The sequence below is a fragment of the Dyella terrae genome, from assembly GCF_004322705.1.
GTDB lineage: Bacteria > Pseudomonadota > Gammaproteobacteria > Xanthomonadales > Rhodanobacteraceae > Dyella_D > Dyella_D terrae.
Window position 1 is genome coordinate 711445 of sequence record NZ_SIZZ01000001.1, and the last position, 22441, is coordinate 733885.

The window sequence follows — 22441 nt, forward strand, 5'->3', positions numbered from 1 at the left end:
GCCTGATTCCTTCGCAGGAGCGCAGTGCCATGAGCAGCGAACTGGCCGCCCACCTGATCCACGGGCGCCGCCAACGGCCGGACGGCCCTGCGCCGGTCGACATCATTTCTGTGCAATCCCAGTTGGTTTATGGCCATGCCGGCAATAGCGCGGCGGTGCCGCCGTTGCGCCAGCTGGGAGTACGCGTGGCGGAGGTGCCAACCACGCTGTTGAGTAACGCACCGTTCTACGCCACGACGCGCGGCCGCGTGCTGCCAGCTGACTGGTTAGCGGATCTGCTGCTGGGTGCGCGCGAGCGTGGCATCCATCGACGGGCAACCGCGTTGATCTCCGGCTATCTCGGCAGCATCGATAACGGCGTCGTCTTTGCGAAGTTCGTCGACGAAACCCTCGTCGACGCACCTGGCCTCAAGTACTGCCTGGACCCGGTGATCGGCGACACACACACCGGCCCTTACGTTGAGCCGGGGCTGGAGACGATCTTCCGCGAGCGCCTGCTGCCGCACGCCTGGATGGTGACGCCCAACGCCTTCGAACTCGAGCGCCTCAGCGAGATGCCGTGCCAGACGGAACGCGAATGCGAGGCCGCGGCGCATCACCTCCTCGCACAGGGTCCTTTCTGGGTCGTTACGCACAGCGTTCGCGATGCCGCGGGCCAGCTCGTGACGATGGCCGTGAGTCGCGAGGAGGCGTGGAAGATCACCACGCCGGAGCTTCCCATTGATGTGGCTGGCACCGGCGATGTGTTGACGGCGATGCTCGTGGCGGGTGTCTTGCTCGATCAGCTCTCCATGCCTCGCGCTCTGGAGCGGGCCGTCAATGCGGTTCACCAAATGCTTGAGGCCACGCTTGAGCGTGGCATCGAAGAAGTCGATCTGAACGTGGCGGCGACGGTCGCACGCGACCCGACGCGGTGGATTTTCAGGGTTGCTCCGGCAAGTCGGGGCTGAGAAACCCTCTGTCTTCTCCCGAACCTCTTCCCGAAACATCGCAACCCCACTACCATCCGCCATCCCCGTTGGGGAGTAGCCATCCTCACTCCCGAAGGCTTCCGGCCTTCAAACCAGAGGAATCCACGTCAACAGACTTGAAGCTTCGGCTTCATGGCGTGGATGGCCTGCTATCGAGGCATTCGATGGCTCGCCCGGCGAGACCTTTGGCCATGACGTGCTCACCTGGCCGGGCGAGCGGCGTCCATGCGCCATCGGTTTTTCGCTCGCCCGGCCCGGATATTCCATGCTTACCGCTTTGCTGTTCCTGCTTTCCGCGGGTGCGATCTATTTCGCCTGCGAGTACTTCGTCAATGGCGTCGAGTGGTTCGGTCGCAAGCTCAGCCTTGGCGCCACCGCGACGGGCACCGTGCTGGCGGCCTTCGGTACGGCGTTGCCCGAAAGCGCGGTGACCTTTGTCGCCGTCGTCTTTGGCAAGTCGGCTGAACAAAAGGACATTGGCGTGGGCGCCGCCCTGGGTGGCCCGCTGGTGCTGGCGACGATCGCCTATGCGGTGGTCGGTGTGGCCCTGTGGATGAATCGAAAGCGGTTGCGGCGCGGCGACATGCTGGTTCGCGTCGATCACGGGCGACTGGCACGAGACCAGTCGTGGTTCCTGGGCATTTTCGTCGTGAAGTGTGGACTGGGCCTGGTCGCTTTTGCGATCAAGCCCTGGCTGGGCGTGATGTTCCTGGTGGCCTATGCGCTTTACGTGTGGCGTGAGCTGAAGGACGGTGACACGGCGCCAGAGGAAGAGGAGCTGGAGCCCCTCAAGTTCCAGCCGCAGGCCGACAATCCTGCTATGTCACGCGTGTTTCTGCAGACGGTGCTGGCGTTGGTGGTCATCGCCCTGGCCTCGCATACGTTTGTCAAACAGATCGAAGCCATTGGCCTGGCGCTGCAGCTGTCCCCGCATCTGGTGGCGCTGGTGTTGAGCCCGGTCGCGACGGAGCTGCCGGAAACGGTCAATGCGCTGATCTGGGTGCGCCAGGGCAAAGAGCGGCTGGCGCTTGCCAACATTTCCGGCGCCATGATGATCCAGGCCACGATTCCCAGTGCGCTCGCGCTGTTCGCCACGCCGTGGCTCTTCGATGCCCCGCTGATGGTGGCTGGCCTGGTAACCGGCGTGGCGATCATCTACCTGTGGTGGCTGTTCCGTCGCGGTCGGGTGGATGCGCGCTGGCTCGTGCCCGTGGGCTTGCTCTATGCCGTTTTCGCCGCGTTTGTCGCCTGGCATTTTGCCGTGGGCTGAGCCTGCGTTGGCCGGCCTGTCGCGGTGCTCAGTGCTACGGCAGGCGGGCCAGCTCGGACCGGGCGGCTGCCAGCCATTCCTTTTCCTTCCGGCGGTAGTAGCCGGGCATCAGCCTGGCCCGATCGAGCAATCCGTTCAGTACCTCACGCGCCTCGGTGATCCGCTGCGTGCGCGCGAGCAAGGCGGCGTAACGAAACCGGCCCTCTTCGCCGGGATAGCTATCGGCCAGCACGCGGTATTCATCCAGCGCCTTGTCCGTTTCACCGAGGGCTTCAAGGCTGCGTGCATACAGCAGGTGGCCATCGGTCGAGCGGTAATTCGGATTGGCGGCGATCAACGCATCAAGGGTCTGTCGCGCGCCGGCGAAATCATTCAGTCCGGCCTGGGCCTGGGCTTTGCCCAGCATGAAGTCGGGATCGGTGGCGTACATGCCAGCAAGTAAGCCATCAAACAACTCCAGCGCATTGGCGCAGTCACCGGATTGCAGGCATTCGTCCGCAAGGCGGCGACGGTTTTCCACGGTGTTGCTCAGCTGGATCTGGCGCTGCAACTCACGGCGTCGACGTTGTGGGTCGATGACTGCCACGGCCTTGCGGGCCACCTGGCGACCGCGTGGGTCATGGCGCAGGTCGGGGATGATCGCGACGATCGTATACACCAGGATCGTCAGGTACGAACCGATGACGAGGAAGACGATCCAGTAGAAGGGTCGATTCGTGCGAATGACATGCACGATGCACGCCACCTGCATGGCGATGGAGAGGTAAAAAAGAATCGGCACGCGTGCCCCCCGGTAGCGTTGACCCGAAACCCGGCATGCTACGTCAAGCCGCCGGGGGTGCGGAAGCTCAGTCGCGGTGCGCGGCGTTGCGGTCGCGGCCGGCGCCGAGTCGGCGGTCCAGCGCTCCAAAGATCTTCTTGAAGGCCCGGGCGAACTTGCCGCGCTTGGTCTTGCGCAGCTTTTCTTCTTCGCTGGTCAGCCAGGCCACCTGGATCACCCGACGCTCGCCTTCGTACGGCAGATGGCCATGGAAGGAGTTGTCGCAACGCTTGAACACCGCAAACTCGCCATACAGAGGCTTGAGCTCCGGCGCGACGATGTCATCGATGTTGTCGATGCTGCCAAGGAAGCGCAGGCAGCCATCGCTGGTGTCCGGCCACTGGGTATTCAGGTAGAGCAGGGCGGTGGCCACCTTGGAGCGGCTGTCCGTGTGGATGGTGCCGTGGCGCCTGTTGAGCGAGCGGCACAGGGTCACCAGAGTCGGGTAGCCACCCAGGTTGTCGATGCCCAGGCGGGTGCCGATGGCGCTGGCAAACTCGGGCGTGGTGAGACGCTGGACCAGGGCGTTGATGGTCGGGCCGCAGTCGCTGGCGTCGTAGGGAAAGAAACCGGCGCTGGCATAGCGTGGGAAATCGCGCTCCAGCTCGGAACGGAATTCATCGGGTAGCTGCCCGTGGGCGATCATGAACGGGAAGGGATCGTGCCGGACATCCGTGTCGGGACGGTCGAGACGAGCCGGATCGAGCAGAACGGCAGCGGCAGCGTTCATAAGGGGTGCAGATCTCCATCAAAGCGCGGCCTAGTTTAGCGCGTGGGCCCTGTTTACGAATCGTGGAGACGTCTCATGGTGGAATGTTCGCCATCGACCGCGAGCCCGGTCCATGGGGCCTCGCGGCTAACGTGGACCTAAACGCCGTCGCAGAAGCATCAAATACTTGCCACGAAGACGTCGTTTTCACGTTCGTTTCTGTGGACAGAAAGCCCCCTCGCACCTATCATTGCGACCCGCCCTGTGACTTTCCTCGACCAAGGTCCACAAGCCTGCTTCCAGCGGCTTGCGGACTTTGCTGCACCTAAAAGGCGGCCTCCATGCCTACTCCCGCTCTGCTTGCCCTCGAAGATGGCAGCGTGTTCCACGGCCATGCCGTGGGCGCGACTGGTGAAACCGTCGGTGAGGTGGTTTTCAACACCGCCATGACCGGCTACCAGGAGATCCTCACCGATCCCTCGTACTCGCGTCAGATCGTTACCCTGACTTATCCCCACATCGGCAACACCGGCGTCAATGCCGAGGACGCCGAGTCCACCGCCGTGCACGCCGCCGGCCTGATCGTGCGCGACGTTCCGCGCCGGGCCAGCAACTGGCGCAGCACCGAGAGCCTGCCCGATTACCTCAAGCGCCATGGCATCGTAGCCATCGCCGGTATCGACACGCGCCGCCTCACGCGCATCTTGCGTGACAAGGGCGCGCTGTCGGGCTGCATTCTCGCCGGCGACCACGTCGACGCCGAGACGGCGCTGGCCAAGGCGCGTGCCTTCCCGGGCCTCAATGGCATGGACCTGGCCAAGGTGGTCAGCGTCACCGCGCCTTACCAGTGGCAGGAAGGCGTCTACGACCTCGACAAGACGGCCTTCAACCAGCCGGCCAAGCGCTTCAAGGTCGTCGCCTACGACTTCGGCACCAAGCACAACATTTTCCGCCTGCTTGCCGAGCAGGGTTGCGACATCACGGTGGTGCCGGCGCAAACGCCTGCCGCCGACGTGCTGGCGATGAAGCCCGATGGCGTGTTCCTGTCCAATGGCCCCGGCGATCCGGCCGCCTGCGACTACGCCATCGAGGCCACCAAGGCCTTGCTCGAGGCAAAGATCCCGCTGTTTGGCATCTGCCTGGGCCATCAGATCATGGGCCTGGCCCTGGGTGCCAAGACCCTCAAGATGAAGTTCGGCCATCACGGCGCGAACCACCCGGTGAAGGACCACGACGACGGCCGCGTGCTGATCACCTCGCAGAACCACGGTTTTGCGGTGGACCCGGCCACGCTGCCGGCCAACGTGCGCGTCACTCACTCTTCGCTGTTCGATGGTTCGCTGCAGGGCTTTGCGCTCACCGACCGTCCGGCGTTCTGCTTCCAGGGTCACCCGGAAGCAAGCCCGGGTCCGCACGACATCGGCTACCTGTTCGAACGTTTCTCCAAGCTGATGCAGGAGGCCCGCTGAGATGGCAAAGCGCACCGATATCAAGAGCATCCTCATCATCGGCGCCGGCCCGATCGTCATCGGCCAGGCCTGTGAGTTCGACTACTCCGGCGCCCAGGCCTGCAAGGCGCTGAAGGAAGAGGGTTACCGCGTCATCCTGGTCAACTCCAACCCCGCCACGATCATGACCGACCCGGAGACGGCCGACGCCGTCTACATCGAGCCGATCAACTGGCAGACGGTGGAAGCGATCATTGCCAAGGAGCGTCCGGACGCCGTGCTGCCCACCATGGGTGGCCAGACCGGCCTCAACTGCGCGCTGGACCTCGCCGACAACGGCGTGCTGGAAAAGTACAACGTCGAGCTGATCGGCGCCTCGCGCGAAGCCATCCGCATGGCCGAAGACCGCGAACTGTTCCGCATTGCCATGGCCGACATCGGCCTGGAATGCCCGAAGGCTGAAGTGGCCCGCAACTTCGAGCAGGCCGTGGAAATCCAGGCCAAGGTCGGCTTCCCCACCATCATCCGTCCGAGCTTCACGCTGGGTGGTTCGGGTGGCGGCATTGCCTACAACAAGGAAGAGTTCGAGGAAATCGCCAAGCGCGGTCTCGAACTCTCGCCCGTGCACGAAATCCTCGTCGAGGAATCGGTGCTGGGCTGGAAGGAGTTCGAGATGGAAGTGGTCCGCGACAAGGCGGACAACTGCATCATCGTGTGCTCCATCGAAAACCTCGACCCGATGGGCGTGCACACGGGTGACTCGATTACCGTGGCTCCGGCCCAGACGCTGACCGACAAGGAATACCAGCGCCTGCGCGATGCTTCCATCGCGGTGCTGCGCAAGATCGGCGTCGATACCGGCGGCTCCAACGTGCAGTTCGGCATCAATGCCGAAGACGGCCGCGTGGTGGTCATCGAGATGAATCCGCGTGTGTCGCGCTCGTCGGCGCTGGCCTCCAAGGCCACCGGCTTCCCGATCGCCAAGATCGCCGCAAAGCTGGCCGTCGGCTACACGCTCGACGAGCTGAAGAATGACATCACCGGTGGCCTGACCCCGGCGTCGTTCGAGCCGTCGATCGATTACGTCGTCACCAAGATTCCGCGCTTTGCCTTCGAGAAATTCCCGGCTGCCGACGCCCGCCTCACCACGCAGATGAAGTCGGTGGGTGAAGTGATGGCGATGGGCCGCACTTTCCACGAATCGCTGCAGAAGGCGCTGCGTGGCCTGGAAATCGGCAAGACCGGTCTCAACCCGACGGGTCTGGACATCACCACCGACGAAGGCGTTGCCACGCTCAAGCGCGAGCTGCGTGAGCCGCGTCCCGATCGCGTGTTCCACCTCGCTGATGCTTTCCGCGCCGGCCTGACGCTGGACGAGGTCTATGGCCTCAGCCGTGTCGACCCGTGGTTCCTGGCCGCGTTCGAAGACATCGTTCTGACGGAGAAGGAAATCCAGGCGCAGGGCATCACCGCGCTGGATGCCGGCCGCATGCGTGAACTCAAGCGCATGGGTTTCTCCGACGCACGCATGGCCGAGCTGATCGGTTCGGACGAAGCCGCCGTGCGTCATCTGCGCCGCACGCTGGGCGTGCGTCCGGTGTACAAGCGCGTCGACTCCTGCGCCGCCGAATTCGCCACGACCACGGCCTACATGTACTCGACCTACGAGGAAGAGTGCGAAGCCAACCCGACCAATCGCGACAAGATCATCGTGCTGGGCGGCGGTCCGAACCGCATCGGCCAGGGTATCGAGTTCGACTACTGCTGCGTGCACGCCGCGCTCGCCCTGCGCGAGGATGGTTTTGAAACCATCATGGTCAACTGCAACCCGGAAACCGTTTCGACCGACTACGACACCTCCGATCGCCTGTATTTCGAGCCGCTGACGCTTGAAGACGTGCTGGAAATCGTGGATCTGGAAAAGCCCAAGGGCGTGATCGTGCAGTACGGCGGCCAGACCCCGCTGAAGCTGGCGCGTGCGCTCGAAGCTGCCGGTGCGCCGGTCATCGGCACCTCGCCGGACTCCATCGACCTGGCCGAAGATCGCGAACGCTTCCAGCAGATGATCGAAAAGATCGGCCTGAAGCAGCCGCCGAACCGCACCGCACGCAACGCTGACGAAGCGCTCGCGCTGGCGCGCGAAATCGGCTACCCGCTGGTGGTGCGCCCGAGCTACGTGCTGGGTGGCCGTGCCATGGAAATCGTCTACGGCGATGCCGACCTCTCGCGCTACATCCGCGAAGCGGTGCAGGTGTCGAACGATTCGCCGGTGCTGCTGGATCGCTTCCTGGATCATGCCGTGGAAGTGGACGTCGATATCATCGCCGACGCCGAAGGCAACGTGCTGGTGGGCGGCATCATGGAGCACATCGAGGAAGCCGGCGTCCATTCGGGCGACTCGTCCTGCTCGCTGCCGCCTTACTCGCTGACCCCGGAAGTGCAGGACGAACTGCGCCGCCAGGTCGCCGCCATGGCGAAGGAGCTGAAGGTCATTGGCCTGATGAACACGCAGTTCGCCATCCAGGGCGACACGGTGTTCATCCTCGAGGTGAACCCGCGTGCTTCGCGTACCGTCCCGTTCGTGTCGAAGGCCACCGGCGTGCCGCTGGCCAAGATTGCCGCGCGTGCGATGGCCGGTCGTACCCTGATCCAGCAGAACGCGACCAAGGAAGTGATTCCGTCGTACTACTCGGTGAAGGAAGCGATCTTCCCGTTCCTGAAGTTCCAGAACGTCGATCCGATCCTCGGGCCGGAAATGCGCTCCACGGGCGAAGTGATGGGTGTGGGCCGCAGTTTCGGCGCCGCCTTCGCGCGCGGTCACGATGCTGCTGGCATCAAGACACCGCCGAAGGGCAAGGTGTTCGTGTCGGTGCGTGACGCCGATAAGGATCGCCTGCTGCCGGTAGCGCGCGAGGCCATCTCCAAGGGCTTCAGCCTGGTGGCGACGGAAGGCACGGCGAAGTACCTGGCCGATCACGGTGTCGATTGCGAGCGCATCAACAAGGTGGCCGAGGGCCGCCCGCACATCGTCGACCTGATCAAGAACGGCGAAGTCGTCTACATCGTCAACACGACCGAGGGCAAGCAGGCGATCGCCGACTCGTTCTCGATCCGCCGCGAAGCCTTGCAGCATCGCGTCACGTACTCCACGACCGTCGCAGGTGCCCGCGCGCTCGTGCACTCGCTGGATTACCACGGTGCCGGCGAAGTGCACAGCCTGCAGGAACTTCATAAGGAATTGAACGCATGAGTCGCGCGCCCATCACCAAGAAAGGTTCGGAGCGCCTCAAGGCCGAACTGGAGCGCCTGAAGTCCGTCGACCGGCCGCGGATCATCGCGGCCATCGCCGAGGCGCGTGCGCATGGCGACCTGAAGGAAAACGCCGAATATCACGCCGCCCGTGAGCAGCAGAGCTTTACCGAGGGTCGCATTGCGGAACTCGAAGGCGCGCTGTCCACGGCGGAGGTGATCGACGTGGCCCGTCTGGCTGCGGGTACGCGTGTGGTCTTTGGTGCCACGGTCGATCTGGAAGACGAAGATAGCGGTGAGGCCGTGACCTACCAGATCGTTGGCGATCTCGAAGCGGACATCAAGCAGCGTCTGATTGCGGTGTCGTCGCCCATCGCTCGTGCCCTGATCGGGAAGAGTGCGGGGGATAGCTTTGAGTTCAAGGCGCCCAACGGCGTGAAACGTTACGAGATCACGGGCGTCAACTACGACGCATAAGGACGGTGTCGTCGCCGGGTGCGCGACATCTGCGCATCGGGTGGTGCTCCGGATCAACAGGGCCGGCTGAGGGGCATACCTTCAGTCGGCCTTGTTATTGGTGGGGGTGGGATCGGCCTGGGCGTGCGCTGCCGGTTTCCGAAGCGCTCCGCGGGCGAGCGCCTCCGTAGATCGCAGGCCACAAAAAAGCCGCCTTGAGGGCGGCTTTTTGCAAGTTCGTACGAGCAGCTGAAATTAGCGCTGACGAGCCTTGAAACGCGGGTTGCTCTTGCAGATCACGAAAACCTTGCCGCGACGGCGCACAACCTTGCAGTCACGGTGCCGCTGCTTGGCGGACTTCAAAGAGGAAAGCACCTTCACGGCCAGCTCCTGAAACATACGTATAAAGACGAGAGCCCGAAAGTGTAGCTGCTTGATTGGATTAGAACAAGTCCAGTCTCACAACAATTTGGGCATGACGCGCGATTCAGCCACCACATTCAGGAATTGCTGAAGCACAGGGGAGGTATTTTCGCGTTGACTGGCCACGGCAAGCAACATGTAGGCGTCCGGATCTTCCAGTTCCACATAGCTGACGCCCGCCAGGGCAACCGTACACATCGACGCCGGGATCAGCGCCAGGCCCATGCCGGCGGCCACCAGCATCAACAAGCCATTGATTTGCTGGGCATGCTGGCGGATCAGGGGGTGGAAGTTCGCCTTGGCGGCGATATGCGCGAGACGGTCGTACAAGGTGGCGGCCAGTTCGCGGGGTTGTACGACAAAAGGTTCATCCGCCACTTCGTGCAGCCAGATGCGCTGACGCCCCGCCAGGCGATGCTCGGAGGGGAGGGCGAGCAGCAGGGGCTCCCGGTCGATTTCGTCCAGACGCAGGAGTCGGGCGTCGGTGTGGTGGGGCAGGTCACGGACAAAACCGACATCCAGCTCGCCTGCGAGCAGGGCTGAAAACTGCGGTTCTGTGTACATCTCGCTGAGGATGACCCGAACTTGCGGCGCATGGCGCCCATAGCGAAGCAGGGTCTGTGGCAAGGAGGGGTGGAACGTCACCGAGACGGTATAGGCCAGACGGAGCTGCCCGGTGAAGCCTGCGGCGGCCTGAGTGACCTGGGAACGGGCCTCATCGGCTTTGGCTAGGATCTGTCGTGCCTGCTCCAGGAAAACTCTCCCCGGCTCGGAAAGCGCCACGTTGCGCTTGTTTCGATCGAACAATCGAACCCCAAGATCAGTCTCAAGGGCTTGAATCTGCTGGGAAAGTGGGGGTTGCGAAATGTGCAGGCGCTGCGCAGCCCGAGTGAAGCTGAGCTCTTCAGCCACCGCCACGAAGTACCTAAGCTGTCGAAAATCGAACATATATATGTGTTTCAGATAAGTTACGACCAAAATATATATTGGAGGCGAGCCGGACGCGAGCGTATATTTCGCAACGTCCCGCCACCGTCCCCTCCCCCCAGGTGGCGGCGACCCTCGCCCCGCAGCGACGCTACCCCCGCGATACCCGGTCCCTCCCCCTGACCCGCTATCGACGCGTCGCTGGCGGGGCGCTTTCTTTCCTGCGCCCCCCGAATCCCCAAATACACGGATATCAGCCTGTGCTTACGAGCGATCGGGCAGCACCGCTGTGACCTCGATTTCAACGTTGGCCGTCGGCACGACCAGTCGCTTGATCTCAAGCGCCGTGCTGGCGGGTGGGTTGGCCATATCGATGTAGCGGTTGCGCACCTCGCGCAGGGTGATCATCTGCGCATCCATGTTGGTCACGTAGATGTTCAGGCGCACCACGTCCTTGAAGTCCGCCCCGGCCGCTGCGAGGGCTTTCCTGACGTTCTCGAACGCCTGTGTCGCTTCGCTTCGAAAGTCGGGGGCAAGCTTGCCGTTGGCATCGATGCCGAGCTGTCCGGATACATAAATCACGTGCCGTGCTTCAGGCACATTCACGACGTGGCTGTAGCCGTTGGTTTTCGGCATGCCGGAGGGATTGAGATGTCGGGCATCACTGGCTTGCGCCGGGGCGCAGGCAGCCGTCACGCAAGCGAGAAAGGCAATCGAACGAGCGGCAACATGCATGTTGGGGACTCCGCGGATGGAGTACCCACCATGACCACAAAGGCGAGTCGTTGTCTATCGCGGGGCGGTCAAAGCCTCGCGGCCAGACGCGTTCCCTGATCAATGGCCCGCTTGGCATCGAGCTCGGCGGCGACATCGGCGCCACCGATGACGTGCACCTTCAGGCCGAGTGCCATCGCATCATCAGCCAGGCGGCGTCGTGGCTCCTGGCCCGCGCAGACGATGACGTTGTCGACTGGCAAGACCTGTGCCTTACCGTCAATCGTGACGTGCAGGCCGTCGTCGTCAAAGCGTTCGTAAGTGACGCCTCCAAGCATCTGCACTTGCTTCGCCTTGAGCGTGGCGCGATGCACCCAGCCCGTGGTCTTGTTGAGCCGCGCGCCGGGCCGGCCTTCGCTTCGCTGCAGCAACCAAACCTGGCGTGCCGGCGATTCCGGTTGAGGCTTCTGCAAACCACCACGCTGGCTCAACGACATGTCCACACCCCATTCGCGCGTCCAGCGCGCAACATCCGTGGTGGGCGAGGGGGCGTGTTCGATGAGGAACTCGGCGACGTCGAAGCCGATGCCACCGGCACCGATGATCGCCACCCGTGCGCCGACGGGGTGGTCCTTCTCGAGTACGTCCAGGTAACTCAGGACGCGTGCATCGTCGCTGCCAGGGAAGCTCACCCGGCGCGGCGTGATGCCCGTGGCGACCACGATGTCATCGAAGCCCTGGAGCTGCGATGCATCGACCAGGCTGCCGAGTTTGACGTTCACTTTGGTATCGGTCAGCCGGTGCTCGAAATAGCGCAGCGTTTCGTGGAATTCTTCCTTGCCCGGAATCCGCTTGGCGTAATTGAACTGGCCACCAATGCGCGTGGCCTGATCAAACAGCGTGACCTCGTGCCCGCGTTCGCCGAGGGTGCTTGCGCATGCAAGTCCCGCGGGCCCCGCACCCACGACGGCAATGCGCTTGCGTACCTGCGCCGGTTCGATGCGCAGCTCGGTTTCATGGCAGGCGCGCGGATTCACCAGGCAGCTGGCGCGCTTGTTCTGGAATACGTGATCGAGGCACGCCTGGTTGCACGCGATGCAGGTGTTGATGCGGTCACTTCGACCGTCCCGGGACTTGAGCGCCCATGCCGGATCGGCCAGCAGCGGGCGCGCCATCGAGATCATGTCCGCGTCACCGCGGGCAATGATGTCCTCGGCGACCTCCGGCATGTTGATGCGGTTTGTCGTGACGAGCGGGATGGCGACTTCGCCTTTGAGCTTGCGCGTGACCCAGGCGAAGCCCGCGCGCGGCACACTGGTGACGATGGTCGGCACGCGGGCCTCGTGCCAGCCAATGCCGGTGTTGATGATGCTGGCGCCAGCGGCTTCGATGCCTTTGGCGAGCGTGACGATCTCGCTCCAGTCCTGCGCGTGGTCGACCAGGTCCAGCATCGACAAGCGATAAATGATGATGAAGTCGCGGCCCACTTTTTCGCGCATGCGCCGCACGATCTCGATCGGAAACTGCATGCGCTGTTCGGCGCCGCCGCCCCAGCGATCACGGCGCTGGTTGGTCCGGGCCGTGAGGAACTGGTTGATCAGGTATCCCTCCGAGCCCATGACTTCGACGCCATCGTAGCCAGCATCGCGGGCCAGCCGGGCGCTGCGCACGAAATCGTCAATCGTGCGCTCGACGCCGCGAGACGAAAGCGCGCGCGGCGTGAAAGGTGTGATCGGCGATTTGATTTTCGATGGCGCCACGGAAAGCGGGTGGTAGCCATAGCGGCCGGCATGGAGGATCTGCATGCAGATCTTGCCGCCTTCGGCGTGGACGGCCTGCGTCACCTTGCGATGGCGTGCCACGTGCCACGGCATCGACATGCGGCCGCCGAAAGGCTTGAGCCAGCCTTCGATGCTGGGAGCGATGCCGCCGCTCACCATCAGCCCCACGCCGCCGCGGGCGCGCTCGGCAAAGAATGCGGCGAGCTTGTCGAAATCGGCGGCCTTGTCCTCCAGGCCCGTATGCATCGAGCCCATCAGGATGCGGTTCGCGAGCGTCGTGTGCCCGAGATCCAGAGGGGCGAACAGATGCGGATAGGGCATGGCGGCCTCGCGAATTCAAACGGACGTATGAATTTGCCCGGCCCATGAAGGGAAAGCAAGGGGCGGCAGACGCGAGCGGGCGGCGCCGGTCGGCATCGGGTGCCGGGGCGTCAGAGCGATGGGGGTGGCGGATGGCCCCGGGGTTCAGGCCAGGAGCTGGTGCACGAGATCGATGTAACGCTGCATCGCCGCTTCGCGGGAGGTGCCGCTCAGTTGCTTCCAGGCCTCGTACTTGGCCGTGCCGACGAAGTCGAAGAATCCGGGCTGGTCACCATGGACATCGCCCTCGGAACCTTGCTTGTAGAGCGCGTAGAGCTTCAGGAGGGTGTCATTGTCCGGGCGCATGCCCAGGCCCTGGACATCCTCGGCAGCTTGTTCGAACGCGCGTTTTAGATCGGTCATGGGCGAGGCGGGCGACGCGTCTTAAGTTGATGGGCGGGCTAGATAACATGCGTCTGGAGCAGGGTCAACGCGTTAACATAAGCGCTTTGCCAGATCGCCCGGAGACTTCATGAGCCCCTCGTCTAATGTTCCCGTACTGACCATCGACGGGCCCTCGGGATCGGGCAAGGGGACCATCAGTCGGTTGGTGGCCGAACATCTGGGCTGGCGCCTGCTGGATTCGGGGGCCTTGTACCGGGCGGTGGGTTACGCCGCGGGCATGGAAGGGCTGGACCTGTCCGATGCCGAGGCGGTCACCCGCTGCGCCGAGCACGTCAAGATACGCTTCCATGCGGTCCCGGGGGAACATGACACGCGGGTGATGGTGAACGGTCATGACGCCACCGACGAGCTGCGCACGGAGACCGCCGGCGCCGCCGCGTCGGCCATCGCCTCCATTCCGACCGTCCGCCAGGCCCTGGTGGACCTGCAATTGGGCTTCCGCAAGGCGCCGGGCCTGGTCGCAGACGGGCGTGATATGGGTACCGTGATCTTCCCGGACGCCGCGTTCAAGGTCTTCCTGACCGCCAGCGCCGCCGAGCGCGCGAAAAGGCGCTATAAGCAGTTGAAGGAAAAGGGACTGAGCGTTACACTTAGCGGCCTTCAGCGCGAAATTGAAGCGCGTGACGCTCGTGATGCATCCCGGGCAGTCGCGCCGCTCAAACCTGCCGATGATGCTGTTCTGGTGGATACCACCGGCATGCCCATCGACGAGGTCGTTGCGAAGGTACTCGCTGTCGTCCAGTCCTGAGGCTGGCGGTAGCAAAGGCGCCCCTGTCGCGGCAGGGGTTATGGTCAACGGTGCCAAGGGGTTACCCCGAGTCACCCACAACCGGTGGGCCGAATCATCCGTGCGCATTCATACCGACGGCGCGTTACGGGTTGCGGCCTTTTCTCATTTCTGGAATTAACATGACTGAAAGTTTTGCCGAGCTGTTTGAACAGAGCCAACAGGCTATCTCCAAGCTGAAGCCGGGCGCCATCGTCACGGGTATCGTTGTGGAAATCCGCAACGACGTCGTCGTGATCAACGCTGGCCTCAAGAGCGAAGGCATCGTCCCGATCGAGCAGTTCAAGGACGAGGCTGGTGTGCTTGAAGTGCAGGTTGGCGACGAGGTGAAGGTTGCCCTCGACGCCCTGGAAGACGGCTTCGGCGAGACCAAGCTCTCCCGTGAGAAGGCCAAGCGTTCCATGGTTTGGGACGATCTCGAGCAGGCCTTCGACAAGGAAGAGACCATCACCGGCAAGATCTCCGGCAAGGTCAAGGGCGGCTTCACCGTCGACATCAAGGACGTCCGCGCATTCCTGCCGGGCTCGCTGGTCGACGTCCGCCCGGTCCGCGATCCGGTCTATCTGGAAGGCAAGGACCTCGAGTTCAAGATCATCAAGCTCGACCGCAAGCGTAACAACGTGGTCGTCAGCCGCCGCGCCGTCGTCGAGACCGAGTTCTCCGAAGAGCGCGAGAAGCTGCTGGAGCGCCTGACCGAAGGCGCAGTGGTCAAGGGCACGGTCAAGAACCTCACCGACTACGGCGCGTTCGTGGACCTCGGCGGTATCGACGGCCTGCTGCACATCACCGACATGGCGTGGAAGCGCGTGCGTCACCCGTCCGAAGTCGTCAACGTCGGCGACGAGCTGGACGTCCGCGTGCTGAAGTACGACCGCGAGCGCAACCGCGTTTCGCTGGGCCTGAAGCAGCTGGGCGACGACCCGTGGGTCGCCATTGCCCGCCGTTACCCGGTCGGCAGCCGCCTGTTCGGCAAGGTCTCCAACGTCACCGATTACGGCTGCTTCGTCGAGATCGAGCCGGGCGTCGAAGGTCTGGTCCACGTCTCCGAAATGGATTGGACCAACAAGAACGTCAACCCGGCCAAGGTTGTGCAGGTCGGCGACGAGACCGAAGTGATGGTGCTGGACGTGGATGAAGAGCGTCGCCGCATCTCGCTGGGTATCAAGCAGACCCGCTCGAACCCGTGGGAAGCTTTTGCCGCCATGCACAAGAAGGGCGACAAGGTGTCCGGTCAGATCAAGTCGATCACCGACTTCGGCATCTTCATCGGCCTGGACGGCGGCATCGACGGTCTGGTCCACCTGTCCGACATCTCGTGGCAGGCCTCGGGTGAAGACCTCGTTCGCAACTTCAAGAAGGGCGACGAGATCGAAGCCGTGGTGCTGGCTGTGGATCCGGAGCGTGAGCGCATCTCCCTCGGCATCAAGCAGATGGAGCAGGATCCGTTCGGTCAGTTCATGGCCACCCATCCGCGCGGCACCATCGTCAACGGTACCGTGAAGGAAGTGGACGCCAAGGGTGCGACGATCGACCTGGGCGAAGGCATCGAGGGTTACCTCCGTGCCAACGACATCGCCAAGGAGCGCATCGAAGACGCGACCCTGCACCTGAAGGTCGGCGACAAGGTCGAAGCCAAGTTCACTGGCATGGACCGTAAGGGTCGCCAGCTCCAGCTCTCCATCCGTGCAAAGGACGAAGAAGAGCTGCAGGACGCCATGAATGAGTACTCGTCCGCTTCGGGCGGTACCACCAAGCTCGGCGCTCTGCTCAAGGAACAGCTGAACAAGGCTGACTAAGCAGGTAGCATGACGTGGGGCGGCGCTCGCCGCCCCACGGTTTTACGTCACGGACATTGGGGACCCATGACCAAATCCGAATTGATCGAGGCGCTGGCTCGGCGTCAGACTCATCTTGCGTTCGGCGATGTCGAGCTGGCCGTCAAGAGCGTCATCGAACAGATGAGCCACGCGCTTTCCAATGGCGAACGTATCGAGGTGCGCGGTTTCGGCAGCTTTGCGCTGCACTACCGTCCGCCGCGTATGGGTCGCAATCCCAAGACTGGTGAAGCGGTGGCCCTCCCGGGCAAGCACGTGCCGCATTTCAAGCCGGGCAAGGAACTGCGCGAGCGCGTCAACCAGGCGCTGGACGAGGCCTGAGTCCGCCCGCAAGGGATTGACCCGCAGGCATGACCAGGGCAGGACGGCTGAACAAGCCGGGCCTGCCTTTTTTTATGTCTGCATGGAAAGAACCCGCGCCGGGGGGCGCACAGCCCCCTCTCACGGCCTCTGGCTTCTCGTGCCGAGCGGTCGATGTGGCAAGACGTTGATCGCCATGAGGCCGGCCCATGCTTACCAGCCCGGACCGGTGGCTCCGGCAGGCCGTGAGGTCCTCACGCCTCCCTCACGGTTACCGCACAGCCCCAACGTTTGTTCAGCCAGAACGCACCATACGCCTGTGACCGTGTAGGGCAATCAGGTAAAGTCGCGCCCATGCGACTGATCGTGATGGTGATCCTCTTGCTGTTCATCGCTGCCGGCATTGTGCTGGGGGCGCTTAATGCCGATCTGGTCGGTTACGACCTCGGCTTCGTTCAATTCGAGATGCCCAAAGGGGCTGCCTTGCTGACCGCGCTTGTCGTCGGTTGGTTACTGGGTGGCCTGACGGCCTGGCTGGGCGTCAGCGGCCGTCACCGCCGTGAACGCAAGCAGGCGAGTCGCCGCGCTGAAACGAGGCAGTCCGTCGACGCATGATTGCCCTCTATGTGCTGGCCTTCCTGATTCCGGTCGCCTTCGCGTGTGGCTGGTGGACCGCCCGCAGCGCCGGCGTGAAGCGCTCCGGTGCGCAGGTAAGCGAGCTCTCGTCCGACTACTTCCGCGGTCTCAACTACCTGCTCAATGAAGAGCAGGACAAGGCGATCGAGGTCTTCCTTCGCCTGGCCGAATACAACCGCGACACCGTGGAAACGCATCTGGCTCTGGGAAACCTTTTCCGTCGGCGCGGCGAGGTGGATCGTGCGATTCGGCTGCACCAGCACCTGGTATCCCGACCGGGATTGTCCGATGCCATGAAAACCGTCGCCTTGCTCGAGCTGGGCGAGGACTACATGCGCGCCGGCTTGCTCGATCGTGCCGAAACGCTGTTCTCCGATCTCGTCGCCATGGACGCCCATGCGCCCTCGGCCTTGCGTCACCTGATCGCGATCTATCAGCACGAACGTGACTGGCACAAAGCCATCGAGCATGCGCGTCGGCTCGAAGCCATGACGGGCGAAGACGAGTCGAGCATGATCGCGCAGTTCTACTGCGAACTCGCCGACCAGGCGCGACAGCACGGCGCCCGCCACGATGCCGGCGAATACTTGAACCAGGCCTTCGCCTGTCAGGCTGACTGTGTGCGCGCCTTCATGTTGACGGGGCGACTTTATGCAGACGAAGGTCAGCACACGAAGGCCGTCGATGTTTACGAAACGGCGATCCAGGCGGATATTGCCTTCGTACCCGAAATTCTGCCTCCGCTGCTCAATAGCTATGCGCGTTCGCAGCAGATGGAGCGTGCCGAGCGGTTCCTGCGCGACATGCTTGAACGCTACCACGGCATATCGCCAGTGCTCGCCCTTACGCGCCTTTACCAGCAGAGGGACGGCGAGCGCACCGCCATCGACTTCCTTACGTCGCAGCTTCGTCAGCGTCCATCGGTGCGCGGCCTGATGGCGTTGATCGATGCCACGATGGACAAGGTGGAAGGCGAAGCGCGCGAGAACTTCCTGATCCTGCGCGATTTGACCAAGAAGCTGCTTGAAGGCCAGGCCATGTATCGCTGCAGCCGTTGCGGTTTCGGTGCCAAGGCCCACCATTGGCAATGCCCCAGTTGCAAAAGCTGGAGCACCATCCGTCCTATCCATGGTGTTGCCAACGAGTGAGGGTTGCATGGGGGGTCTGACGGCTGCGGGGGCGGTCCTTGTTGCGCTGGTCCTGGCACTGGGCATCGTTCGCGGTGCGATTGCCTACGCCCATCACCGGGGCATGCTCGACCAGCCTGGTCAGCGTCGTTCGCACGTGGTGCCGACAGCACGCGGCGGCGGCCTCGGCATCGTGATCGCCTTTCTGCTGACGGGCCCCTGGTGCCTGGCGACGATGCCAGCTGCATGGGGCGTGGCTGTCGCGATGGCCATGGCACTGGCGACTGTCATGGTGGCGGGCATCGGTTGGTGGGACGATCATCGTTCGCTTCCCGTCTTGCCGCGCCTTGGCGTGCAGCTGGCTGCCTGCGCCTTGTTTGCCGGCGCGGCACTCGTTGGTGGCGCGCACTCCTGGTGGTGGTTTCCCGTCCTGGTGCTGGCCGGTGCCTGGAGCATCAACCTGCACAATTTCATGGATGGCATCGACGGGTTGCTGGCGCAACAGGCCATCTTCGTCGGGGCCGGTTTTGCTTTGCTGGGTTACGCCGCAGGGCAGTTCGCGCTGTCGGTAAGCGTGGCCTGTCTTGTCGCAGGTACTTTCGGTTTCTGGTGCTTCAACCGTCCGCGTGCATCCATCTTCATGGGGGATGTGGGCAGTGGCACCATGGGCTTTCTTCTCTTCGCCTTCACACTTTTGCTGTGGGAAGCGGACTGGCGCACGCTTTGGCCTGCTTTGACCTTGAATTCATCTTTCGTAATGGACGCTACCCTTACGCTGGGTAATCGTTACATCAAGGGACGGCGCTGGTACGCCCCACACCGCGAACACCTTTATCAATGGCTGGTTCGCAGTGGTATGTCGCATGCGCAGGGGGGCGCGTGCTACTTGATCTGGAACCTGGCAATCGCTGCACCGTTGGCGGTCCTGTCATGGAACTGTCCAGATTGGGGGGTGACCATCACGGCTATGACGTATATCGCCGCTGGTGCTGCATGGATGCTTGGTAAGCGTCGATGTCTGTGGCGAATCAAGCACAAGGCTATTCATGTCACTACGTAAAGTGATTGCACTGATTCCCCCGCGCACGGCTGTGGTCGTGCACGATCTGTTTATGGCGGCGCTGGCCTGGTGGGTCGCCAAGGCGCTTCGCTACGCGTTGATCGACGATCAGGCAATCAGCTTCCAGACCTTCGAGTTTCCTCTGGTGCTCGCGGTGCAGGGGGCGATCATGGCCTGGACGGGCCTGTATCGCGGCGTGTGGCGATTCGCCAGTCTGCCGGACCTCTGGAACATCCTGCGTGCCACGGTCATCGGCGCGCTAGCCATCGGTCTGGTGCTGTTTTTCTACAACCGCCTGGTCGACATCCCTCGCTCGGTGCTGCTCGTATATCCGGTGGTGCTGTCGATCCTGCTGGGCGCCCCGCGACTGACCTACCGTTTCTGGAAGGACAGCCGCGTCGACATGTTCCAGTCGCAGCCCGTGCAACGTGTGCTGATCGTGGGTGCCGATCGCGCCGGTGAGGCGCTCGCGCGTGATCTCCATCGCGACAGTCGCTATGCCCTGGTCGGTTACGTGGACGACAAGGAAAGCCTGCGCGGCGCAAGCATCAATGGTCGGCCGGTCCTGGGCCGTGTGGACCAGTTGCCGGACCTGGCACGGGAAGTCGCTGCGCAGATGCTGCTCATCGCCATGCCGGGCGCGTCCACGGAACAGATGCGTCGGGTGGTGGAGCTGTGCGACCAGACTGGTCTGCCTTACCGCACGGTACCCAAGCTTGAAGACGTCGTCGCCGGCAGGGCGCAGTTCAACGAGATCAAGGAAGTCGCCATCGAGGACCTGCTCGGTCGCGACACCGTGGAGCTCGACTGGACGGCCATTCGCGAAACCCTGACGGGCAAGCGCGTGCTGGTGACGGGAGGCGGTGGTTCGATCGGTTCGGAACTGTGCCGCCAGGTGGCACGACTGGGTGCGCACTCGCTGACTGTCGTCGATCACAGCGAATACAACCTCTACAGGATTTCGCAGGAACTGAGCCAGGGTTATCCCGAGCTGATCTTCGACGCCGTGCTGGCCGATTGTGGCGATCCGGCTGCGATGACGCGCCTGTTCGCCGAGCTGAAGCCCCAGGTGGTGTTTCACGCGGCGGCCTACAAGCATGTTCCCATGTTGCAGGGGCAACTGCGCTCGGCGGTACGCAACAACGTACTGGCGTCGCGCACGATGGCAGACATGGCCGATCGCCATGGCGCCGAGTGCTTTGTGCTGATTTCCACCGACAAGGCCGTCAATCCGACCAGCGTCATGGGCGCCTGCAAGCGCATGGCTGAGATCTACTGCCAGAATCTTGACGCACGCTCCAGCACCCGCTACATCACGGTTCGGTTCGGCAACGTGCTCGACTCCGCCGGTTCCGTGGTGCCCTTGTTCCGCAAGCAGATTCGCGCGGGCGGTCCGGTCACCATCACCCATCCGGAGATATCCCGTTATTTCATGACCATTCCGGAGGCCTGCCAGCTCATCCTGCAGGCGGCCAGCCTGGGGAAAGGCGGCGAGATCTTCGCGCTGGACATGGGCGAACCGGTCAAGATTCGCGACCTCGCCGAGCAGATGATCCGTTTGGCCGGCAAGCGTCCGGGAACGGAAATTCCGATTGTCTTCACGGGTTTGCGCGCTGGCGAGAAGCTCTTCGAGGAGCTGTTCCACCCGCTGGAGAATTACAGCGAGACCGCGCACTCGAAGATCTTCCTGGCGCAGTACCGGCCGGTCAGCTGGGAATTGTTGCAAGCGCAGCTAGCCAAAGCGGCCGAAGCCACGGCAAACTTTGACGAAGAATCCCTGCGGCGTTGTGTTTCCAGTTTGCTGCCGTCGTTCCGCTGGAGCGACGTGGCGCAGCCGGACAACGTGGTGTCGCTCCGTCGCAATGAATCAGGAGAGAAGTGAGTGAGCAAACCCTTGCGTAAGGTGGTCTTCCCGGTTGCCGGACTGGGTACGCGCTTTCTGCCGGCAACGAAGGTGGTCGCCAAGGAAATGCTTCCGGTGCTCGACAAGCCGCTCATTCAATACGCCGTCGACGAGGCGGTGGATGCCGGTGCAGACACGCTGGTCTTCGTCACCAATCGATACAAGCACGCCATCGCCGACTATTTCGACAAGGCGTATGAGCTTGAGGCCAAGCTGCAGGAGAAGGGCAAGGACGAGCTCCTTGCCCTCGTGCAGGGAACGTTGCCGCGTCATGTCCGCGCCATCTTCGTGACGCAGCCCGAGGCGCTCGGCCTGGGCCATGCCGTGCTGTGTGCCAAGCCCGTGGTCGGTGATGAGCCGTTCGGTGTGGTGCTGCCTGACGACCTGATCTGGAACAAGGGCAAGGGCGCCCTGCGTCAGATGGCCGAGCTCGCCCAGGCGCAGGACGCCGGCGTGATCGCTGTGGAAGAAGTCCCGTTGAGCGACACTGACAAGTACGGCATCGTCGATGCGACGCCAGTGGACGAGCGGAGCGCGCAGATCCGGCACATGGTGGAAAAGCCCAAGCCTGCTGATGCCCCGTCCAACCTGGCCGTGGTGGGGCGCTACGTGCTTCCGGGTCGGATTTTCGAGTTGCTGGAAAAGACCACGCCGGGCGCGGGTGGTGAGATCCAGCTGACGGACGCCATCGATGCGCTGCTCAAGGAGCAAGGTAAGGTGCTGGCATACCGGTTCGAGGGCACGCGTTTCGATTGCGGCAACAAGGCGGGGCTGGTGCGCGCCACCATGCACATGGCGTTGCAGGACCCGAAGCTGGCTCCGACGGTGCGGGAGATCATCGCCTCGCTCTGACGTCATCAGGACGTTCTGGCTGCCGGGTCGCACTCAGGGCCTCCGCCTACACGCGGAGGCCTTTTTCGTTGATACCCCGGGTCCAGCGTCATCAGGCGCGCGGGGACTGCGGTTGTTCCCTTCGCGCTGGACCGGCGGGCAGCGGATGGGAACGAGGCCATACCCCTGAAGCGGCCTTGGTGCGCGCCTACTGCCAAGCCAGCGTCAACCTGACAGAATCTCTCCCGCGTCCCGCCATAATCGTGGCGCAGCATGAATGTCGGGGAACAGCATTCAACGCGACGCCTTCCGCACGCCGGAGGGATTCGTGCGGCACATGGCTGTCTGCGCTGACAGGTTCGGCGCGCTACCAAGCCGGGTGCCATCAAAGCAATCGATCGACCGGCCGGCCTTCGGGCCGTTCTTTTC

At 63.2% G+C, this 22441-nt stretch carries 20 protein-coding genes and 1 riboswitch; of the genes, 13 read left to right on the forward strand and 7 right to left on the reverse strand.

Features of this window, described 5'->3' with window-relative positions; all coding sequences use genetic code 11:
- Nucleotides 1-29 precede the first annotated feature (29 nt).
- Together pdxY and EYV96_RS03450 are read left to right on the forward strand one after the other, a co-directional pair.
- Entirely contained in the window at nt 30-950 is a 921-nt protein-coding gene (pdxY, locus tag EYV96_RS03445; RefSeq protein ID WP_131150096.1) for a pyridoxal kinase, read from the forward strand.
- Nucleotides 951-1013: 63 nt separating this feature from the next.
- Nucleotides 1014-1173, forward strand: a riboswitch (yybP-ykoY riboswitch).
- 63 nt (nt 1174-1236) lie between these two features.
- A complete protein-coding gene (locus EYV96_RS03450) occupies nt 1237-2241 on the forward strand; it encodes a sodium:calcium antiporter (protein WP_131150097.1) in 1005 nt (334 codons plus the stop codon).
- A 34-nt stretch (nt 2242-2275) separates the two neighbouring features.
- On the opposite strand, the gene EYV96_RS03455 is transcribed toward EYV96_RS03450, so the two are convergent.
- Both EYV96_RS03455 and EYV96_RS03460 read right to left on the reverse strand, forming a co-directional pair.
- Nucleotides 2276-3022 (reverse strand): tetratricopeptide repeat protein, encoded by a 747-nt coding sequence (locus tag EYV96_RS03455; RefSeq protein WP_240732328.1) that lies wholly within the window; start codon nt 3020-3022, stop codon nt 2276-2278.
- Nucleotides 3023-3089: 67 nt separating this feature from the next.
- Nucleotides 3090-3791, reverse strand: coding sequence for a 2OG-Fe(II) oxygenase (locus EYV96_RS03460; RefSeq protein WP_131150098.1), 702 nt, complete (start codon nt 3789-3791; stop codon nt 3090-3092).
- A 320-nt stretch (nt 3792-4111) separates the two neighbouring features.
- On the opposite strand from EYV96_RS03460, the gene carA reads away from it, so the two are divergent.
- The 3 genes from carA to greA are packed head-to-tail and all read left to right on the forward strand — an operon-like array spanning nt 4112 to nt 8944.
- Nucleotides 4112-5239 (forward strand): glutamine-hydrolyzing carbamoyl-phosphate synthase small subunit, encoded by a 1128-nt coding sequence (carA, locus tag EYV96_RS03465; RefSeq protein WP_131150099.1) that lies wholly within the window; start codon nt 4112-4114, stop codon nt 5237-5239.
- Between the two features lies 1 nt (nt 5240).
- Nucleotides 5241-8468, forward strand: coding sequence for a carbamoyl-phosphate synthase large subunit (carB, locus tag EYV96_RS03470; protein ID WP_131150100.1), 3228 nt, complete (start codon nt 5241-5243; stop codon nt 8466-8468).
- Nucleotides 8465-8944, forward strand: a complete 480-nt coding sequence (gene greA / locus EYV96_RS03475; RefSeq protein WP_131150101.1) for a transcription elongation factor GreA — start codon at nt 8465-8467, stop codon at nt 8942-8944. The genes carB and greA overlap by 4 nt, the downstream gene beginning before the upstream one ends.
- 234 nt (nt 8945-9178) lie before the next feature.
- Here greA and ykgO read toward each other — a convergent pair whose 3' ends face one another.
- The 5 genes from ykgO to EYV96_RS03500 form a co-directional block, all read right to left on the reverse strand.
- Nucleotides 9179-9304 (reverse strand): type B 50S ribosomal protein L36, encoded by a 126-nt coding sequence (gene ykgO, locus EYV96_RS03480; RefSeq protein ID WP_008215056.1) that lies wholly within the window; start codon nt 9302-9304, stop codon nt 9179-9181.
- 78 nt (nt 9305-9382) lie between these two features.
- Nucleotides 9383-10294, reverse strand: a complete 912-nt coding sequence (locus EYV96_RS03485) for a LysR substrate-binding domain-containing protein (protein WP_131150102.1) — start codon at nt 10292-10294, stop codon at nt 9383-9385.
- A 243-nt stretch (nt 10295-10537) separates the two neighbouring features.
- Nucleotides 10538-11008 (reverse strand): RidA family protein, encoded by a 471-nt coding sequence (locus EYV96_RS03490; RefSeq protein WP_131150103.1) that lies wholly within the window; start codon nt 11006-11008, stop codon nt 10538-10540.
- Between the two features lie 68 nt (nt 11009-11076).
- On the reverse strand, nt 11077-13089 hold the full coding sequence (locus tag EYV96_RS03495; protein ID WP_131150104.1) for an NADPH-dependent 2,4-dienoyl-CoA reductase: 2013 nt from the start codon (nt 13087-13089) through the stop codon (nt 11077-11079).
- Nucleotides 13090-13233: 144 nt separating this feature from the next.
- Nucleotides 13234-13491: an acyl-CoA-binding protein gene (locus tag EYV96_RS03500; protein WP_131150105.1), complete on the reverse strand. Its 258-nt coding sequence runs from the start codon at nt 13489-13491 to the stop codon at nt 13234-13236.
- 109 nt (nt 13492-13600) lie between these two features.
- Between EYV96_RS03500 and cmk the strand changes: the two genes are divergently transcribed.
- From cmk to galU, 8 genes are all read left to right on the forward strand, one after another.
- A complete protein-coding gene (cmk, locus tag EYV96_RS03505; RefSeq protein ID WP_131150106.1) occupies nt 13601-14281 on the forward strand; it encodes a (d)CMP kinase in 681 nt (226 codons plus the stop codon).
- A 161-nt stretch (nt 14282-14442) separates the two neighbouring features.
- On the forward strand, nt 14443-16116 hold the full coding sequence (gene rpsA, locus EYV96_RS03510; protein ID WP_131150107.1) for a 30S ribosomal protein S1: 1674 nt from the start codon (nt 14443-14445) through the stop codon (nt 16114-16116).
- Nucleotides 16117-16182: 66 nt separating this feature from the next.
- On the forward strand, nt 16183-16476 hold the full coding sequence (locus EYV96_RS03515; RefSeq protein ID WP_131150108.1) for an integration host factor subunit beta: 294 nt from the start codon (nt 16183-16185) through the stop codon (nt 16474-16476).
- 333 nt (nt 16477-16809) lie between these two features.
- Nucleotides 16810-17070 (forward strand): lipopolysaccharide assembly protein LapA domain-containing protein, encoded by a 261-nt coding sequence (locus EYV96_RS03520; RefSeq protein ID WP_131150109.1) that lies wholly within the window; start codon nt 16810-16812, stop codon nt 17068-17070.
- Nucleotides 17067-18239 carry a lipopolysaccharide assembly protein LapB gene (gene lapB, locus EYV96_RS03525; RefSeq protein ID WP_131150110.1) on the forward strand — a complete coding sequence of 391 codons (1173 nt, stop codon included), beginning with the start codon at nt 17067-17069 and terminating at the stop codon, nt 18237-18239. The genes EYV96_RS03520 and lapB overlap by 4 nt, the downstream gene beginning before the upstream one ends.
- Nucleotides 18240-18411: 172 nt before the next feature.
- Nucleotides 18412-19278 carry an MraY family glycosyltransferase gene (locus EYV96_RS03530; protein WP_240732329.1) on the forward strand — a complete coding sequence of 289 codons (867 nt, stop codon included), beginning with the start codon at nt 18412-18414 and terminating at the stop codon, nt 19276-19278.
- Complete coding sequence (locus EYV96_RS03535; protein ID WP_131150112.1) at nt 19265-21160, forward strand: polysaccharide biosynthesis protein; 1896 nt, start codon at nt 19265-19267, stop codon at nt 21158-21160. Before EYV96_RS03530 ends, EYV96_RS03535 begins: the two co-directional genes overlap by 14 nt.
- Nucleotides 21161-22033, forward strand: coding sequence for a UTP--glucose-1-phosphate uridylyltransferase GalU (gene galU / locus EYV96_RS03540; RefSeq protein ID WP_131150113.1), 873 nt, complete (start codon nt 21161-21163; stop codon nt 22031-22033). It begins immediately after the preceding gene.
- Nucleotides 22034-22441 lie beyond the last annotated feature (408 nt).

Coding starts and splice junctions, on each gene's coding strand:
- pdxY (WP_131150096.1), top strand. CDS start 30: ATGAGCAGCGAACTGGCCGCCCACCTGATCCACGGGCGCCGCCAACGG.
- EYV96_RS03450 (WP_131150097.1), top strand. CDS start 1,237: ATGCTTACCGCTTTGCTGTTCCTGCTTTCCGCGGGTGCGATCTATTTC.
- EYV96_RS03460 (WP_131150098.1), bottom strand. CDS start 3,791: ATGAACGCTGCCGCTGCCGTTCTGCTCGATCCGGCTCGTCTCGACCGT.
- carA (WP_131150099.1), top strand. CDS start 4,112: ATGCCTACTCCCGCTCTGCTTGCCCTCGAAGATGGCAGCGTGTTCCAC.
- carB (WP_131150100.1), top strand. CDS start 5,241: ATGGCAAAGCGCACCGATATCAAGAGCATCCTCATCATCGGCGCCGGC.
- greA (WP_131150101.1), top strand. CDS start 8,465: ATGAGTCGCGCGCCCATCACCAAGAAAGGTTCGGAGCGCCTCAAGGCC.
- EYV96_RS03485 (WP_131150102.1), bottom strand. CDS start 10,294: ATGTTCGATTTTCGACAGCTTAGGTACTTCGTGGCGGTGGCTGAAGAG.
- EYV96_RS03490 (WP_131150103.1), bottom strand. CDS start 11,008: ATGCATGTTGCCGCTCGTTCGATTGCCTTTCTCGCTTGCGTGACGGCT.
- EYV96_RS03495 (WP_131150104.1), bottom strand. CDS start 13,089: ATGCCCTATCCGCATCTGTTCGCCCCTCTGGATCTCGGGCACACGACG.
- EYV96_RS03500 (WP_131150105.1), bottom strand. CDS start 13,491: ATGACCGATCTAAAACGCGCGTTCGAACAAGCTGCCGAGGATGTCCAG.
- cmk (WP_131150106.1), top strand. CDS start 13,601: ATGAGCCCCTCGTCTAATGTTCCCGTACTGACCATCGACGGGCCCTCG.
- rpsA (WP_131150107.1), top strand. CDS start 14,443: ATGACTGAAAGTTTTGCCGAGCTGTTTGAACAGAGCCAACAGGCTATC.
- EYV96_RS03515 (WP_131150108.1), top strand. CDS start 16,183: ATGACCAAATCCGAATTGATCGAGGCGCTGGCTCGGCGTCAGACTCAT.
- EYV96_RS03520 (WP_131150109.1), top strand. CDS start 16,810: ATGCGACTGATCGTGATGGTGATCCTCTTGCTGTTCATCGCTGCCGGC.
- lapB (WP_131150110.1), top strand. CDS start 17,067: ATGATTGCCCTCTATGTGCTGGCCTTCCTGATTCCGGTCGCCTTCGCG.
- EYV96_RS03535 (WP_131150112.1), top strand. CDS start 19,265: ATGTCACTACGTAAAGTGATTGCACTGATTCCCCCGCGCACGGCTGTG.